General features: G+C 44.1%; 12 protein-coding genes. 6 read left to right on the plus strand and 6 right to left on the minus strand.

The window, feature by feature from the left end:
- Window positions 1–293: 293 nt before the first annotated feature.
- Window positions 294–1,190 carry an AraC family transcriptional regulator gene (locus K348_RS0101500; protein WP_029902228.1) on the minus strand — a complete coding sequence of 299 codons (897 nt, stop codon included), beginning with the start codon at window positions 1,188–1,190 and terminating at the stop codon, window positions 294–296.
- A gap of 818 nt (window positions 1,191–2,008) precedes the next feature.
- Between K348_RS0101500 and K348_RS0101505 the strand changes: the two genes are divergently transcribed.
- On the plus strand, window positions 2,009–3,151 hold the full coding sequence (locus K348_RS0101505) for an adenylyltransferase/cytidyltransferase family protein (protein ID WP_029902230.1): 1,143 nt from the start codon (window positions 2,009–2,011) through the stop codon (window positions 3,149–3,151).
- 89 nt (window positions 3,152–3,240) lie between these two features.
- Window positions 3,241–3,972, plus strand: coding sequence for a bifunctional 2-polyprenyl-6-hydroxyphenol methylase/3-demethylubiquinol 3-O-methyltransferase UbiG (locus K348_RS0101510; protein ID WP_029902232.1), 732 nt, complete (start codon window positions 3,241–3,243; stop codon window positions 3,970–3,972).
- Window positions 3,973–3,977: 5 nt separating this feature from the next.
- Here the strand turns inward: K348_RS0101510 and K348_RS0101515 are convergent, their stop codons facing one another.
- Window positions 3,978–5,132: a metallophosphoesterase gene (locus K348_RS0101515; RefSeq protein ID WP_029902234.1), complete on the minus strand. Its 1,155-nt coding sequence runs from the start codon at window positions 5,130–5,132 to the stop codon at window positions 3,978–3,980.
- Between the two features lie 106 nt (window positions 5,133–5,238).
- Window positions 5,239–6,348, minus strand: coding sequence for a universal stress protein (locus K348_RS0101520; protein WP_029902236.1), 1,110 nt, complete (start codon window positions 6,346–6,348; stop codon window positions 5,239–5,241).
- Window positions 6,349–6,761: 413 nt separating this feature from the next.
- Here K348_RS0101520 and K348_RS0101525 point away from each other — a divergent pair, with 413 nt between their 5' ends.
- Window positions 6,762–7,652, plus strand: coding sequence for a PHP domain-containing protein (locus tag K348_RS0101525; protein WP_029902238.1), 891 nt, complete (start codon window positions 6,762–6,764; stop codon window positions 7,650–7,652).
- 2 nt (window positions 7,653–7,654) lie between these two features.
- Here K348_RS0101525 and K348_RS0101530 read toward each other — a convergent pair whose 3' ends face one another.
- On the minus strand, window positions 7,655–9,166 hold the full coding sequence (locus K348_RS0101530; protein ID WP_029902240.1) for an acetyl-CoA hydrolase/transferase family protein: 1,512 nt from the start codon (window positions 9,164–9,166) through the stop codon (window positions 7,655–7,657).
- 733 nt (window positions 9,167–9,899) lie between these two features.
- On the opposite strand from K348_RS0101530, the gene K348_RS0101535 reads away from it, so the two are divergent.
- A complete protein-coding gene (locus tag K348_RS0101535) occupies window positions 9,900–10,892 on the plus strand; it encodes a GlxA family transcriptional regulator (protein WP_029902242.1) in 993 nt (330 codons plus the stop codon).
- 390 nt (window positions 10,893–11,282) lie between these two features.
- On the opposite strand, the gene K348_RS0101540 is transcribed toward K348_RS0101535, so the two are convergent.
- Window positions 11,283–12,023 carry an alpha/beta hydrolase gene (locus K348_RS0101540; RefSeq protein WP_029902245.1) on the minus strand — a complete coding sequence of 247 codons (741 nt, stop codon included), beginning with the start codon at window positions 12,021–12,023 and terminating at the stop codon, window positions 11,283–11,285.
- Window positions 12,024–12,235: 212 nt separating this feature from the next.
- On the opposite strand from K348_RS0101540, the gene K348_RS0101545 reads away from it, so the two are divergent.
- Both K348_RS0101545 and K348_RS0101550 read left to right on the plus strand, forming a co-directional pair.
- A complete protein-coding gene (locus K348_RS0101545; protein ID WP_029902247.1) occupies window positions 12,236–12,841 on the plus strand; it encodes a hypothetical protein in 606 nt (201 codons plus the stop codon).
- Complete coding sequence (locus K348_RS0101550) at window positions 12,766–14,277, plus strand: DUF5723 family protein (RefSeq protein ID WP_156032703.1); 1,512 nt, start codon at window positions 12,766–12,768, stop codon at window positions 14,275–14,277. The genes K348_RS0101545 and K348_RS0101550 overlap by 76 nt, the downstream gene beginning before the upstream one ends.
- A 4-nt stretch (window positions 14,278–14,281) precedes the next feature.
- On the opposite strand, the gene K348_RS0101555 is transcribed toward K348_RS0101550, so the two are convergent.
- Window positions 14,282–15,292 (minus strand): L,D-transpeptidase, encoded by a 1,011-nt coding sequence (locus K348_RS0101555; protein ID WP_029902250.1) that lies wholly within the window; start codon window positions 15,290–15,292, stop codon window positions 14,282–14,284.
- Window positions 15,293–15,871: the final 579 nt, after the last annotated feature.

A 15,871-nucleotide genomic window follows, 5' to 3' on the forward strand; every position in this document is an offset into this window, starting at 1 on the left:
ACAAAGATTGGCTTTGAGTAGTAGGATAAGGAGACAAATTGAGCAATTTTTCTATAAAAAAAATCTAACGAAAATCATTCCGATCATTATTGAGCCGCCATACAAACTATGATAAATTAGTGGTAACGATTTAGAACCGAATCCCGGGAGAATTTGATCCCTCCCCGATACGGATGTTATCACGAAATATACAGATTACATATATACAAAATAAACGAGCCCTGCGAATCTCACGACTCACAGGACCCAACCTTAACACAAACTTTACAAAACTACATATATACTTCTTTATTTCATTTTATCATCCTGTATTGAGTAGGTGATAAACCTGTATGCTTCTTGAAGAACCGGCTCAGTGAAGCCTGATTCGAAAAATTGGTCTTTACCGTAATCTCCTGTATATTCAGGGCGGGATTTTTCAACAGCGTTTTTATTTCCATGATACTGTACTCTACAAGCCAGTCTTTGGCCGGCCGGCCGCTGATATCTCTCACTACCGATGTCAGATATTTGGGCGTGATGTGCAGCTTCTGAGCATAAAAAGCTATTTCCCTGTTTTCCCTGAAGAATTGCATTATCAGCAGGAAGAAGTCGTAAGTGATCTTTTCTTTACGCGTCTCTCCGTCCGAGTTTGCATCTACCTCAATCAGGTTGTTTTTATAATTATGATAAAGATCGAGATAGAAAAGCCTCAGCAGATTAGCGATGTATTCCCTCTGGAACAGATCGTCCGTAGGCTTCACCCAGCTGTGTATAAGGCGGTAATACTCCGAAAAGCGGTAATACTCATCCTCTGACAGTGTATAGTGATGTTTTCTTCTCATGTGTATGAAGAACAAGGGTGAAAGACGTGATATACTGCTTAAGACCTCATTTATCAATGCTTGCGATACTGTGAAGTAGTCGATTGAAAAATCATCGCTCTTCTCTTTTATCGACACCAGCTGCCCCGGCAATATTACCAGCAGTTCGCCTTTCGACAAAAGTTGCTCTTGCATATATATATCAACTTTCGCTGAGCCCTCCTGGCACAGCCCTAAGATACCTATCGGAAGGTACGTTTGGGTATATGATACAGGAAGTGTTGTCTCTCCCATGCAAATATTGAAATCATTCCCAAATGAATGTACAGATCTCCCTTTGCCCTCCGACAGAGTTTTACCTCCATACATTTTTACTTTTTCTCCCATCTTGATCCTAGCTCGCCTCCATTACGGGTGCAAATATATAACTTCATTTCTTACGATTTTCATGTTGTGGAAATATGGTATAACTTTTCGGAAGTATGGTATCCATTTTTCCTCTTTTTGTGTAAAAATTCTGTGATAATTGACAGGGAGTCCCCTGATTTTGTGTATAACTCAACTCTTTATTGTGTATTGTGAAAATTATATTGTCTCCGTTTGTAATTCTATTACAAGTACAAAATTAGTGAAAGAAATACTCAGATTATACTTTTGATAAGATATATTAGCTAAACCATACAGGTTTTATCTAATATAAACAATAAAGAAAAAATCTTTACATTTAATAAGTAAAGATTCCCGATATTCTAAAACAATAATTGGAAGTTTTCTGAGTCCGATTGTATAGAGGCTACATTTATATCATGGTCACAAGTAGCACCACCCCCTTGTTTTCCACTCTGTAGCCTTATACAATACTTACATCTGTAATATCGCAGGTATTATCAGTGTTCTTTTATTATGATATATCATGGTGTAAATCCGCCGCGGATAATATTGTTTATCCGTTATAACCTGTTATTTTCAATTAATAAGAAGTTGTGAATAACCGTTTCATGATATTATAATGCCCAATTTGTGATTGTCGATACAAATATAAATAATATTTAGAAAAACCCATACTAATATATATAAAAACTATATGGTATTTACAACTTTGATGACCTGGAATACTAATTTTCTTTCCTGTAAACACCTGCTAAAGAGATAAACATAAATAAAAGTCCTATATTTACAATCTCAAACCATATAGTAATCAACGGATGAAAAAAGTTTTTGTCAGCGGATGCTACGACATGCTCCACAGCGGGCATGTTGCATTTTTTGAAGAGGCTGCCACCTATGGCGACCTTTATGTAGGCATAGGCTCCGACAAAACGGTGAACGAGCTTAAAGCCCGCAAAACCGTCAACAATGAACAGGAGCGGCTCTACATGGTCAGTTCGCTCAAGTCGGTAAAAGAAGCGTGGATAAACAGCGGTAGCGGACTTATCGACTTCATGGACGACATCAAAGCGCTGAAACCCGATATATTTTTCGTAAACAGCGACGGGCACAGCGCCCTCAAAGAGCAATTGTGTAAGGAGTTGGGTATAGAATACATAGTCAGCAAACGTGTTCCGCACGGGGATCTTCCTATTCGCTCGACTACCGCACTGCGTGAAGAATGCCATATACCCTACCGTATCGATCTGTCAGGCGGATGGCTCGACCAACCCAATGTAAGCAGCCTCTGCGCAGGCCCTGTACTCACAATCTCCATAGAGCCGGATTATGAGTTCAATGACCGTAGCGGCATGTCTACCAGTTCGCGCAAAAAGGCTATAGAACTCTGGCAGGTGGATATCCCCGCCGGAGATAAAAAGAAACTGGCAATGACACTTTTTTGCTTCGAGAATCCTCCCGGCACGAAGTATGTAAGCGGTTCGCAGGATTCGCTGGGCATAGTTATGCCGGGGCTGAACAGGCTGCATTACGACGGTAGCTTCTGGCCGTCCGAAATAGAGAGTATATTGGATGAAGATATTTTAGGCTGGCTCGAAAAACGGCTTTGGCTGGTACCGTTATATCCGCGTCACGACGATTACGATGTGCTGTCCGATACGAATATTACTGCCGAAAAGGCGAAGAAACTCAGTGACGCTGCCATAAATGCATGGGATGCACTCAAACGAAAAGATACCGAATCCTTCGGTAAGGCTGTACGCGAAAGTTTCGAAGCACAGATAACAATGTATCCGCATATGGTAAGCGAAGATATATTTAAGGTATTAAATGAATATAAAGACAAAGCGCTGGGCTGGAAACTCAGCGGCGCAGGCGGTGGCGGATACCTTATATTTGTAAGCGAAACGCCCTTGGAAAACGCAATTCAGATAAGGATACGCAGGGGCGATAGTTATTGAAATTCTGTGCTACTCCCTTAATTCTGTGTTTGATTTTAAAAACTTTTTTGCGCCTTTGCACCTTTGTGAGAATCAATAAAAAAAACATTATGAAAGAAAATAAATACGATAACGACGAATTCTTCAAACAATACAGCCTCATGTCCCGCTCTGTCAACGGACTCGACGGTGCCGGTGAATGGCATATACTTCGCAACATGATGCCCTCTTTCGAGGGGAAGCGAGTACTCGATCTCGGCTGCGGGTTTGGCTGGCACTGCATATATGCCGCAGAAAAAGGCGCAGCATCCGTTGTAGGCATCGATATATCCGAAAAGATGATTGCCGTAGCAAAGGAGAAGAACGCCTCTCCCGTTATCGAATATAAATGCATGGCTATAGAAGATTTCGAATACAAACCGGAATCATTCGATATAGTCATCAGTTCGCTGGCATTCCATTATTTGGAATCATTTGACGACATCAGTAATAAGGTATCCCGTTGCCTGACGGCAGGCGGCACATTTATCTTCTCGGTAGAGCATCCCATATTTACGGCATACGGAACGCAGGACTGGTATTACGATGATAAGGGGGAACGCCTGCACTGGCCTGTCGACAGGTACTTTACAGAGGGAAGGCGCGTAGCGAATTTTCTGGGCGAAGATGTTATCAAATATCACAAAACCCTGACTACCTATCTCAACGGACTGCTAAAATCGGGCTTCACCATAAAAGAAATAGTAGAACCCGAACCCGACAAGAATATGCTCCATATCCCCGGCATGCGCGACGAACTGCGCCGCCCTATTTTCCTGATAGTATCTGCCGTAAAGGGTTAGCCTGCTTACTTCTTCCGTAGGGTAATCACCGTGATTTCCGGCCATGCGCCATAGCGGAACGACAGTATAGCCGTGCCTATACCGCCGTTTACATACAAGGCCTGCTTGCCCTCTTTGTACATTCCCCACCATTCCTTATATACAAAGGATGCAGGAGAAAGTCCGAATAGTGCAAACTGGGTAGCATGCGTATGTCCGGCAAGCATCAGGTCGACATCCGTTTTCAGCACCTCGCGGCGCCAGTGTGTAGGGTCGTGGCTGAGCAGTATCTTAAAGTCCTGCTTCGTTGTGCCCTGCATAGCCTTTTTCAGATTGCCGTAGCGGGGAAAAGGCGGTGCGCCGTCGTTCTCCACGCCGATAAGGGCTATTTTATCTTCTCCTTTCGTGAGATATGTGTGATGATTATTCAGTAGTTTCCAACCGAAAGAAGCCTGCCGCCGTTTCAGGTCTTGCAGATTCTTTTTCTGGTCGTCTTTGGTTTTCCATCCGCGGTAAAGCCCGTAGTCATGGTTACCGAGTACCGAATACACGCCGCCCGGCGCTTTTATGCCCGACAGCACCTTATCGAATCCGTTCAGTTCGGTGGCAACATTATGTACAAGGTCGCCCGTTACCATTACAGCATCAGGTTTCTGCGCATTAACCAAAGACACTACCTTTGCCAACGGCTTCGTATCGCCTTTCCATTTGCCAGTGTGCAGGTCTGATATTTGCACAATGCGGTAACCGTCGAACGATGCAGGCAGATCGGGCGAAGAATATTCTACTTCGCGCACTTCGAATCGCGTTTGTCCGGCCGTACTTCCGTAAATAACGATATATAATACTCCCAGACTGGCAAGTACTCCCACAACAGTAAAAGGATATACTTTCCATTTGAAGAAGTATCGCAACGGTAAATCGAGCAAACTGATAACGAAAAAGATGATCTTCGGCAATGATAGGGCCATGAATACCATTGAAAATACTTCCCTGTGACTACTGCCGCGCCCACTGGAAAAGAAGAAATAATACATGCCTGCCAGCAATACGACAGAAGGTATGAACCAAAGTATGCGCAAGAGCATATTTTTAGTCAGCTTCCTTATATATAATATGAAAATATAGATATCAGCAAGCAGAAGAGCCACAAAGCAATAGGTAAATATCCGTCCCAGCATGTATTGTTTTTAATTTAATCCGCAAGATAAGCATTTATCCAGAAAAAAATCCGGTAAGTCATTGCAACCTGCCGGATTTTCACGGTTAATTAATGATTTAAAAGAATTAACCCCTAAATATAAGGAGGTTAACATCAAAATTCGTTAAAAGTTTGCGGGAAACGCTCGGCAGGAAGATACGCCCGAAAAGGTTTCTCCGTTTCGTATTCAGAGCCACAATGTTCACCTGCTCTTCCTTGATGAAAGAACTCATTGCCAGCACCATATCGGGTGCATCAATCACTTTATATCCGACCTGCACTTCGGGATATTTCTTCCTGAAATAATCCTCCATACCGGCCATCTCGCTTTGCGTCCATTTAGCCCCGCTCTTATCTTTTGCATTCACATGAACAAAGGTAATCTTCACCGACGGGAATGCCTTTAGTTTTGTAACGAAATAGTCGAACGACTCCAGATCGCGTTTTTGAAAATTAGTAAGGAAGGCTATGTGCTTGATATCCTCCATTTTTGCAAACTGTGAGTTTTCGGGAACTACCATTACCGGCACGTTCGTCATCTCGATAATATCGGCCGTCACATTACCTAATATACTGTGCTGGCTGTTGCTTTTTCCCTTTGTTCCTAAGACAAGCAGGAACGGCTTGTATTCGTCGATAAAGTTTTCAATTTCTTCCTCCACGGGACCCTCACGCAACGAATAGGAGTAATTCACCGACGGGAAATCTTTTTCCGAAATCTTCTTATCTATTTCGTAGCAAAAATCCAGCATCTCCCTGCGCGCACTGTCGAGCATATTTTCGCCATCGCTCGTATGCACCGCATCGGCAAAAGGAAAAGTAATTGGAAAACGCATTTTGTATACATGCAGAATCTTCACCTTGGCATTCGCCTGATGAGCTATTGCAAATGCAATCCGGCAGGCTTTGAGTGAATAAGGGGAAAAGTCGATAGGAACAAGTATGCGTTTACGTCCGTCGTCTATTTTCTGTATACGATCGTCATTGTAACGAAAGAGATGCGCGCTTTCTATAATCGTTAGCGCCTTTGTCAAGTCCGAAGCACTTATCCTTACAGCGATCGCACATGAGCCGTCAGCCTCTTTGTCGCTCAAGTCGACGAGAATAGAGTCTACGCCCATGTCTTCGAGGGTGTATTTCAGTATACGTGCTTTTTCGGGGGTATGGATAGCCAGAGTTATCAGTTTGTCGTCCATATCTTTTTACCTTTAGTTTTTCAGATTATTGCCTGACAGATCACGGTTGCAATCCCACATTAACCGATGATACCGTCTTCTCTAACAAATTTACTAAAAACTATTGAAAATAAAAAGGGATATTTATATGCTTTTTAACAAAAAGAAACAAGCTTTTACTTAGTTTTACCGTTGGTCAAAATAGTTATGTATTTCTCGTCGTCGCATTGCGGTTCCGGCCTCTGTTCCGAAGGCGGGGTACCCGTTCGGCGAAATAGCCTCCCCAACCTCTCCTAGGAAAGGGTTCTTTCCTCTCCTTGGGGAGGCTAGGAGGGGCTGGTCGCCGAGGAATGAAGCTTTGATTTTGTAACTTTTTTATCAAGAAAAAAGTTTATAGAACCTTTAATCCTATATTTGCATTAAACATCCACAACATGAAAAAAGCCGACTTACACATCCACACCCTATACAGCAGCGACGGAGAACATACAGTATCCGACATATTAAATATGTGCCTGAATGCCGACATCGGCACATTCTCCATAACAGACCACAATACAGTTGGTGCTACAACAGAAGCGGCAGCATTAGCATCAGAGAAAGACATCCTTTTCATCTCAGGCATCGAAATCGACTGTAACTATAAAGGAAACGACCTTCATCTCCTCGGATACGGCATCGACTGGGAAAGTGAGGATTTTGCCCGCCTCGAAGCATCTGTGTCGAAACTCGTTCTGGATTCGTTTTCACAAATGGTAGATAATCTGCTCGGGCTGGGATTCAATGTTGATGCCGAAGCCGTAATGAACAAAGCCGACGGCAAACTGCCCTCGCCCGAACTGATAGCCGAAGTGATGCTGTCGGACAAAAAATATGAAACTCCTCTTCTCAAACCTTACATGGCGGGTGGCGAACGCAGCGATATGCCGTATATCAATTTCTATCTCGACTATTTTGCACAGGGAAAATCTGCCTATGTGCCCATCACATATATGGACTATAGCGATGCCCTGCAACTGGTAACCGACAACGGCGGCATCCCCATCGTAGCCCACCCGGGACTGAACTTTAGAGGGAAGGAAGAAGTAATTCCCGAACTTCTCGACAAAGGTGCGAGAGGTCTGGAAGTATTTAATAATTACCACGATACGCAGCAAATACACTATTTTGCCTCATTGGTAACGGAGCGTAAGGCATTAATGACCTGCGGCAGCGACTTCCACGGTAAGACAAAGCCACTGATACAGATAGGACAATACAAATTCGACGATAAGTATAAAGAATATCTTGATATTTCGGTTACCACAATAGCAGAGCGGAAATAAGATTACTTCCGCACAGTTTCTTCACATATATTTTCGCCTATCTCCGCATTGCGCATATCGCCCGTTTTCATAAAAGCCTGATGAAACGAAAAAGCATAATCGAGATTGACAGGTGTTTGCCCCACAGCCCCGCTTGCCAGATAGCTGCGCAACAGCGGGCGATAATCGGGATGCGCACAGTTTTCGATAATACATTCCGCACGTTCTTCAGGCGATTTTCCGCGCAGGTCGGCCACTCCGTATTCAGACACAATTACCTTTACCGAATGCTCACTGTGATCCTGATGTGATACCATCGGCACAAAGGCGCTGATATTACCGTCCTTGGCAGTAGACGGCGTCAGGAATATGGAAATATAGGCATTGCGGGCAAAATCTCCCGAACCGCCGATACCGTTCATCATACGGCTACCCATGACATGCGTAGAATTGATATTGCCGAAAATATCTGCTTCGAGAGCTGTATTCATGGCAATTACGCCCAAACGACGGGCAATTTCAGGGTTATTGGAAATCTCAGATGTGCGGAATACTATCCGCTCTTTAAAAAATGGCAGGTTGCTGTAGATACGTTCGATACACGGATTGCTGACCGTAAGTGTTCCGCCGCTGGCAAAAGTGACGCGTCCCGCTTCCATCAACCCGATAACGGCATCCTGTATCACCTCGGTATATACTTCAAAATCGGGAATATCTTTACTCTCTCCCATGGCTGCCAGTACGGCATTGGCGATATTACCCACTCCCGACTGTATCGGCAGGAAAGTATCGGGAATTCGCCCCTTAGCCATTTCTTCTACTAAGAAACCGACTACATTACGCCCTATCTGCGCCGTTATTTCATCCACAGGAGCGAAACCTCCGCCCTCGTTGGGCTTGTTTGTATGCACTACTACAATCTTATCGGGATCGATTTTAATATGGTCTTTTCCTATGCGGTCACGTACGGAATAGACAGGAATTTCTCTGCGGTGCGGCGGGTCGGATAATTCAATCAGGTCGTGCATACCGCGTAATTCTTTAGGATGCCAGCTGTTAAGCTCCACAATCACAATCCTTGCCATGCGCGCAATCGTCGGGCTGATACCTACGCCACAGGTAGGAACTATTTCGCCGTCTTCGGTCACATCGCTGGCCTCTATGATAGCGATGTCTACAGGGCCGTAAAAGCCATAGCGCAGGTCTTGAGCCATAGTAGACAGGTGCAGGTCGAAGTACTTCACTTCTTCACTGTTTATGGCATTCCTCAAATCCTTGTTGGTCTGGTATGGTGTGCGGAATTTGATAGCATGGGCGCGGGCGAGCGCACCGTCGATACTGTCGCCTGTGGATGCTCCGGTAAACATCCCTATTTTGAAGGGGTTGCCTTTTGCATGCTCTTCTTCGGCACGCTTGGCAAGTGCCACGGGCACTACTTTGGGGCAGCCTGCATGTGTGAAACCGCTGAATCCGACATTGTCATCGTTATTGATAAGGGTTGCTGCCTGTTCGGCAGTCATGAATTTTAGTGGCATATTGTATTCTGTTTTAAATATTCTTTCTGTTTATTGTTCATTTTGGCATTAGCCAGTACAAAATTACATTAAATACTTCTTGTCCTAAATGACAATAATCAAGCAGATTCTGCCATATATATTTGTTACAAATGTTTTATTAGAGTTTCTTTTTTGTATGATTTTTTAAATTTGTTCATGTCTGCCGCGCCCTCCCGGGCTTGGCTTTCATTTTGGCATTGCCCAAAACGAAACAAAAGGCTAGCGCTTCGTTCCTCGGCGACCCAAAACTGTTTTACCGGCTGAAAGTGACAAACGGGCTATCGCCCCGTCCCTTTCCATGCCGCTTTCAACGGATTGGGTGCCCCGCCTGCGTCACTAATGCGCGGGAAGCTGACGCACTAATCAGCAATACCATCAAAAGCTTATTTGTGTGTCTCGTCGTGCTTTAGCCTGCGCCGTTAGCTTTAAGTACGGGGTACCCGTAGGGTGAAAAAGGCGTAAAACGAAAACGTGTTTGAGCTTATCTTTCAATTCGGATTTAACACGCTTTAGAGCGAGTTTTTTCGTTTAGCCTTTAAGCCCGTGGCGGGTCGGACATTGAAGCGGGGCGCTAAAGCGTTTTTGGTTCCTTTTGGGGATTAGGCCAAAAGGAACGCAAGTAATCTCCGATTGCGCGCAGTATAAAGAAAATAGAACATTTTATTTCAACTCTTGATTTACTTATTATTACATTTGTAAAAAGACCGAAAATATGACCGAAAACAAACATATAGCATTCCTTGTAATACCTGATGCCACCCTGCTCGATATCACAGGGCCTTACGAAGTATTTACCCAAGCCAATGAGTGCCTGCACAAAAGAGATTTGTCAGACGCATATATACTCCATACATTATCAGCCGGAAAGAGCAAGGCAGTGCGGACAGCTTCGGGAATGACCCTACAATGTGAAGATTACTACAATAAAACAGATTATGAAATTGACACCTTCTTCATACCCGGTATGCCTAATTCGATGCAGCACCGTTATTCTCTGGATAAGAAAGTATTGCAATGGATAAATAAACAATCAAAAAAGGTACGTCGTATCTGTTCGGTATGTACAGGCACTTTCTTCCTTGCCGAAGCGGGAGTGCTGAACGGAAAGAATGCGACAACGCACTGGGAATTGTGCGACAAGCTGCAGCACGACTATCCGGATATAAAAGTAAATGCAGAGCCTATTTTCGTAAAAGACGGGAATACATATACTTCGGCAGGAATCTCCGCCGGAATGGACTTGGCGCTTGCACTTGTGGAAGAAGATTTCGGACGGGCGCTTGCTCTCGAAGTGGCAAGACAAATGGTACTCTATCTGAAACGGCCGGGCAGCCAGTCGCAATACAGTTCGGTACTGACGCATCAGGCCGTAGATTACCGCCCTATACAGGATATTGAAAGCTGGATAATGGAGCATCTGACCGATGACCTGAATGTGGAACGTCTGGCGGAACAGGCATCAATGAGCCCCCGGAATTTCGCCCGTGTTTTTACCCGCGAAACGGGAATCACTCCCGCCCGATATATAGACAAGTTACGTATCGAAACCGCCTGTCGCTATCTGGTTGAGACCCAGCTTTCGCTAAAGGAAATAAGCGATGCCTGCGGTTTAGGCAGTCCGGATAATATGAGGCGTGTGTTTTTGAAGTATCTGCAGATATCGCCTGCCGATTACAGGAGGAATTTCGGGACTACGGTTAGTTGATTTATCAGTCTCGTAAAGGCGCTAAGACGCAACATAATTAAATTTTATAATGTCAATCAAAAATTAAAGTAGAACTATCTTATTCAATCAACTCTTGTAGTGCGTCAGCCCGCGCCATTAGCTTTAAGTACGGGGTACCCGTAGGGCGAAAAAGGGTGAAAAACAAAAACGTGTTTGAACTTATTGTCTAATTCGGATTTTACAATTTATTGAGCGAGTTTTTTTGTTTAGCCTTTAAGCCCGTTACGGGTCGGACATTGAAGCGGGGCGCTAAAGCGTTTTTGGTTACTTTTGGGGATTTGGCCAAAAGTGACGCAAGCAATCTTCGATTGTGCGCAGCATAAAAAAAGGTGTTCACATCAATTAAATAACCAGAATAGAAAGATACCCCTACTCCATTTCCTTTATCAACAATATCCCACTCAGAATAGAACTCACCACATCCGCCTTTTTCAGCACCATCAGGTGGTCGCCGTCTTCAACGGGAAAAGCATTGCGGATGTTTTCGTATGGGAAAATCTGATCCAGTGTGCCATGTATGTGATAGAGATGCTTGCAATTTTCGGCAGGTATCCATTCGGTGATCTGTTTTGTCGCCCACTTGACATATACGGGGTCTACATAGGTCATTACCGAAGCCAGTTCACTAGTAGGCATATTGTATACCAGCCTGTTGAATGCGCTGGTAACGAAGTCGGTAGACGAATACAGGCGGTTGGGCACCCTCTCCACCAGATTAGTCATTCTTACCGCCCTGAACAGTGCGGGGATTTCCGTCCGGCTCTTGAATGAAGAGATAATAACACTTTTGACAGGCGACAGGAATTTGTTCATCTCCTGCATGATCACCGCCCCGAAGGAATAACCGACAATAACAAACGGACGGCTGGTATCTATCGCCTTAGCCATTTCGCGGGCATACTCTTCCAGCGATTCATCGGGGCGCGGGATATGCCATTCTATACATTTCTTGTTGAAGCCTTTAGGCAGTTTCAGTTTATCGAAGACACTACAGTTGTAGCACATGCCCGAAATGAAATACACATCCGTTGCGGTATCTTTTTTCCAGATACTCCTGATGCTTTTCCAAAGGTTTTTCAGCGGATTGGGTTTCTTACTCTCTTGTGCCATATTTCAGTATGTAGTGTTACGTTAGGGCATATAAAGATACAGTTTTTTACCGGATGATAATCATCTCGCCTGCAATCATTTTTGTAAAAACTTTATGTTAAAAATGATAATCTTTTATAAACATCAGCCGTGCTTTTACGTTAAAATATAGGTTTATAGTTTTATAAACTTTAAATTTGTTATACAAACTGAGAATAGTAAACTCATTGAAGATGAAACTCCTGCGCAGCTTTATACTCCTTGTTCTCATACTTCTTCTCCCGATGCAGGCATGCGTTGAGAAAGAATATAACTGGAGCGAACTGGATACTTCCGGCATCATCAGTATACCCCCTATCCCGCTCGGCAGCATGGATACCTTATATATAGAAGGCCTGCCGCAGGGCGATGAATCGTGGGGCATACCTATTCCCGACGGCTCTGTCATCATTCGCTATACGATGTACAATCTTTTCGACCCCAATGCCATTAAGAAATTTTTCTATGAGGGAAACCACGATGTGGAGATTTCGGCAAAGATCGATTTTATGATAGCTGTAAAAGGTATTTATCTGGATATGTATTTCAATATTCTGGATGAGAACCAAAATAAAATAAAAGAGATAATTATACCCTCGCAAAGGGTAACTCTCGGAGAAAGTCAGAGCTTTACGGTAAAAATAGCTCCCGAATATATGAAATACATGACCGATTCTTCCGACCTACGGATATATTTCGTCCTGAGTTCGAAAGATGCGACCGTATGGATAAGCGACAAGGACTATATTTATATATGGGATGCCATAATCAAGACAGGCGGCTTTTATTACGAACTCTGACGCAAGGAATAATCAATGACATGCATATTTCTGTAAAATTACATATAGTCCTCATCCTATCCTTAATGATATTTTCTGTAAAAACAGGGCGGGCACAGGTTACCCAGTCGGATTATTTTATGGAAACGTCTTACCTGAGAAACAGCCTCAATCCGGCACTACAACCCGAACAGGGGTATCTCGTGGTGCCCGTAATGCCGAATATAGGCGCCAACCTGCAGACGAACAGAATAATGCTGGATAACTTTACATTCAAAGGTCCTGACGGCAGGCGTGTAACCTTTATGCACCAGAGTGTAGGTGTAGATCAGTTCCTCTCGAAGCTGACACGCAACAATTACATGAATGTGGATGCAAATGTGAAGCTGTTCGGCTACGGATTCTTCAAAGGCGACCACTACTGGAATATAGACTTAGGTGTGAGGGCACATGCCGATATTAATATACCTAAACCGTTCTTCGAACTTCTGAAAAGAGGCTTTACACAAAACGAACAATCGCGATACGACCTTTCCGATCTGAAATCGACAGGCTATAGTTTCATAGAACTTGGTGTATCACATTCGCGCCCATTTCTCAATAAAATGCTGATACTGGGTGCAAAAGCAAAACTGCTGGGCGGACTGGCCGACTACAGGCTGAATGCCGAAAGTCTCAGCATAGATGCAGGTCCCGACTTCTGGAGGGCAAAATCCAAAGCTACCCTTATCGGGTCGGCGCCGGGTGTGGAACCGCGCTACGATGAAAAAGGCAACCTGGACGGGTTCCGCTTCGGGCACTTCAATATTCCCGGCTTCGGTCTGGCTGTCGATCTCGGTGCGGAATATGATGTAAAGAATATATTTCCTGCACTGGAAGGATTGAAAATATCGGGTTCGATAAATGATATAGGCTTTATCACGTGGTCGAAAAACAACTCCATTAGCCTGCAATCGCCCGAAACGGAAGTTACTGTATCGCCAAGCGATTATTCGATATACGAGAGAGACGGTTCGTCGGTGTTCGATGTATTCGAGGATGCGCTCGACGATATAAAGCAGGCCATAAACCTGAAAGGAGATAAAAGGCGTGCCAGGACTTCGATGCTGCGCATGAGCATAAAAATGGGTGTCGAATATGAAATAATAAAAGATAAGTTATCGGCAGGAATTCTTTATACAAAACACTTCCGTAACTATTCGGATATATCGGAATTTACGCTATCGACTAATTATCGCCCATGCCAATGGTTTGCAGGCAGCCTGACTTATTCGGTCAACCATAGCCGGTTCGATACATTCGGGTTAGCCATGCATTTTGTACCGTCACGCGGAGTGAATGTCTTTATAGCAAGCGACTATGCCGTGCCGCATATATCTTCCGACTTCCTGCCTACTACCAGCCGCGCCCTGAATATACAGCTTGGCATCAGCATACCGATAGGGCAAAGGCGCTAACCCCCTACTCTATTATAAATACGATTGTAGCCTCTACCGGAAAGTTATCATAGACAAATTTAGCATGTGAAGTGGCATTGCGGACACACATATGCGAGCGGGGCGTCGTACCCAGCGATGCGCTGTATTCTATCAAAGCCGTGCGCGGTGCATTCACGGGTACACCGTGTATATAGCCGCCATTGGTAAAGCGGTTGGCATAAGGGGCAAAGCCGCCGTTGCGCGTAGTACCGTCGACAAGAAAATACATCTTGCTTTTCTTTTCCTGTATAACAAACATACCGAGCGGTGTTTCCTGCTGGTAAGGCGGGTTATGAAGTCCTGTGGTAGCGGGATTCATGCTGCGGACAAGCCATTTATCGTCTTTCTTTTCCAGCGTCATAATGTTTTCATTCACGCGGTCGACAAATATGGCATGGGTGAACGAAAGGCTGTCGTGTATTTCTTTTACATATTTCTTCGGCACGAACCATTCGCCTGATATATATACTGTTTCCAGCTTAACGAACTTATCCGTACTGTCGGCCTGCTGCGTAATCTTCACCAGAGAGCCGTCTCGGCCGTATCGTTCTGCGGTAATGGTATCTTCCAATGCAAAAAGAGGCACTCCCTGAAAACGTTCTACGCCGTAATTGTCGGCAATACGTTTATACACATTGCGCTTGTATTCTTTTACCAGAGATGCTTCGCCGTTGTTGTTCCTGTAGTTTTGCAGGACGCCCCACATAGCGGGTTGCTGCTGTACTGAATCGAGGAGCCTGAGTCCGGCGCGTATCTTTTCCCATTTGAATGAACGGGTAGTATCTTTATAGGGATATGTATCTTCGAGGGTATATTTGTCGTAAAGCAAATCCTTTTCTACGATAACCGTGTCGATTTTCTTTACTTCTTCTTTTTCAACTTTAACCGAATCTTGTTGCTGAATGTCGTTTGTTGCTGTTTCGGCGGGCTTTTTGTTGCACGCATGTAAAATAAGGAACCCAATAATTAAAAGAGCCGTAGTAATTCTTGTCATATGTATTTGTTTCGTTGTGAAATATCAGTCTGTATCAGGTAAAGGTAATATTATATGCTCTCCTTTAATAACCTTTCAATCCGATACAAAGATAATCTTTAGTATTGAAACAACAAGAGGGGGTTTTTGTTCTTTTATGAGTTTATTTTGGCTACAAGCCATACTGCCGGATATTAGTTTTCAAGTATCTTCTAATTAAAATATTTTTTAGTATAGTTCAAAACCTACTTTATATTTAGAAGACTTGATTCATAACTGCCGCGCCCTCCCGGGCTTGTCCTTCATTTTGGCATTGCCCAAAACGAAGCAAAAAGCTAGCGCTTCGTTCCTCGGCGACCCAAAACCGTTTGCCGTCTGAATCAAACATATGGGCTATCGCCCCGTTTGATTCTAAGCCGCCTTCAACGGATTGGGTACCCCGCCTGTGTCACTAATGCGCGGGAAGCTGACGCACGACTGGGCATAGTTTTGATTATTTAAAACTCGGCAGCATCTTCGCGTCTTTGCGATAAAATCTTTTTTATATCCTTATCTGCATCTGCTGATTAGCATTGTCTAAGCTAACCAAAATAAATCAGA

The sequence above is a fragment of the Prevotella sp. 10(H) genome (assembly GCF_000711235.1).
Lineage (GTDB): Bacteria > Bacteroidota > Bacteroidia > Bacteroidales > Dysgonomonadaceae > Dysgonomonas.

Coding starts and splice junctions, on each gene's coding strand:
- K348_RS0101555 (WP_029902250.1), bottom strand. CDS start 15,292: ATGACAAGAATTACTACGGCTCTTTTAATTATTGGGTTCCTTATTTTA.
- K348_RS0101540 (WP_029902245.1), bottom strand. CDS start 12,023: ATGGCACAAGAGAGTAAGAAACCCAATCCGCTGAAAAACCTTTGGAAA.
- K348_RS0101510 (WP_029902232.1), top strand. CDS start 3,241: ATGAAAGAAAATAAATACGATAACGACGAATTCTTCAAACAATACAGC.
- K348_RS0101535 (WP_029902242.1), top strand. CDS start 9,900: ATGACCGAAAACAAACATATAGCATTCCTTGTAATACCTGATGCCACC.
- K348_RS0101525 (WP_029902238.1), top strand. CDS start 6,762: ATGAAAAAAGCCGACTTACACATCCACACCCTATACAGCAGCGACGGA.
- K348_RS0101545 (WP_029902247.1), top strand. CDS start 12,236: ATGAAACTCCTGCGCAGCTTTATACTCCTTGTTCTCATACTTCTTCTC.
- K348_RS0101530 (WP_029902240.1), bottom strand. CDS start 9,166: ATGCCACTAAAATTCATGACTGCCGAACAGGCAGCAACCCTTATCAAT.
- K348_RS0101500 (WP_029902228.1), bottom strand. CDS start 1,190: ATGGGAGAAAAAGTAAAAATGTATGGAGGTAAAACTCTGTCGGAGGGC.
- K348_RS0101505 (WP_029902230.1), top strand. CDS start 2,009: ATGAAAAAAGTTTTTGTCAGCGGATGCTACGACATGCTCCACAGCGGG.
- K348_RS0101550 (WP_156032703.1), top strand. CDS start 12,766: ATGGATAAGCGACAAGGACTATATTTATATATGGGATGCCATAATCAA.
- K348_RS0101520 (WP_029902236.1), bottom strand. CDS start 6,348: ATGGACGACAAACTGATAACTCTGGCTATCCATACCCCCGAAAAAGCA.
- K348_RS0101515 (WP_029902234.1), bottom strand. CDS start 5,132: ATGCTGGGACGGATATTTACCTATTGCTTTGTGGCTCTTCTGCTTGCT.